Source organism: Endozoicomonas sp. SESOKO4 (assembly GCF_024606275.1).
On the sequence record NZ_JAHHPS010000604.1, the window covers coordinates 1 to 1,230 of the forward strand.

Consider the following 1,230-nt stretch of genomic DNA (forward strand, 5'->3'; position numbering starts at 1 on the left):
TCTGGATTGTTTCGTCTCTCCCTGTCACGGCGTTTGTCAATTCCGACCATCATCCAATAGCAGTGGGCCCACTGATTGGCCGATGAATTCCGCAGAACATTCGACAGGCCAGACTGAAGCAACGCTCGAACAAAGCTCATGCCCACATTTAAACAATGGACACTGCACAGAGTGCGCAGGTCATATGACTGACACAGATGCACTACCCATGGAGAGCATTGCTGGCCCCGCTGTCCCCATGCACACTGACGTAACAATGGAGTCCGATCCCTGTCCTATTTGTCTGGTTCACTTCCATGGTCGTGATGCAATGCCTGTGGTACTCAAAACCCAATGTTGTGGCCACCGCTTCGACCTGGACTGTATTTCCAGGTGTTTTGTTGATCAGCCCATCGGCTCTCGCCAGTGTGTAATGTGCAGGCAAGACCCGCTGCCCATGGTAAATGAGAACACCGGTGAGTCTCACCCGGATACATTTTTCCCCGACGAGGCGTTTTATATTGCCTGTTTTGATGGGGATTTGGATCAGGTGGAAAGGTCACTAGCAGAGGAAGTCCATGTCGATACCGTTATGGATGATGATTTCACTGCCTTGATGCTGGTATCCATACTGGGACACAGGGACGTCGCCGAGCGCCTGATCAACGCCGGGGCGAATCTCAACGCCCGGACTACGGATGGCGACACCCCGCTTTTCATCGCAGCCTCGATGGGCAATACCGACTGCGTGAAACTGCTGATCGACGCCGGGGCAGATCTCAACGCTACCTGTCATAGTTCTATTTTTGGTGGCGCCACCCCGCTGTTCATCGCAGCCCTGAGGGGCCATACCGACACCGTAAAACTCCTGATCAATGCCGGGGCTGATCTCAACGCCTCCCGAACTTCGGATGGCGCTACCCCGCTGTTAATCGCGACCCTGAAGGACAATAACGACTGCGTGAAAGCTCTGACCGAGGCCGGGGCAAGGTAGGTAACAGAGGCAAGGCAGGGAACAAAAGAGAGTCTTTATCTTATCCGGAAAATACGTCTTTCAGATGTCAGGGCGATCTGCAAGAAACGCTGGAAAGTCGAGACTCTGGCAGGGCTGAAAGCGCGATTGAGAGAACGGTTCACTGCGTAACTTGCGTTATTTTCCTGATCTATCCTTCCTCTCTGTTCATCAGAATGAAAAGGTAGAATGATTAAGCACTCACTCTTTGCGGCACCACTGTTACTCATGACATTGCC

General features: G+C 52.6%; 2 protein-coding genes. One reads left to right on the forward strand and one right to left on the reverse strand.

The window, feature by feature from the left end:
* Positions 1-973: ankyrin repeat domain-containing protein (locus KDK16_RS11770; RefSeq protein WP_257276266.1), on the forward strand; the 973-nt coding region annotated here is incomplete at its 5' end.
* A 35-nt stretch (positions 974-1,008) separates the two neighbouring features.
* Here the strand turns inward: KDK16_RS11770 and KDK16_RS11775 are convergent.
* Positions 1,009-1,230 (reverse strand): hypothetical protein (locus KDK16_RS11775; protein WP_257276267.1); only part of this gene is annotated, 222 nt, incomplete at its 5' end.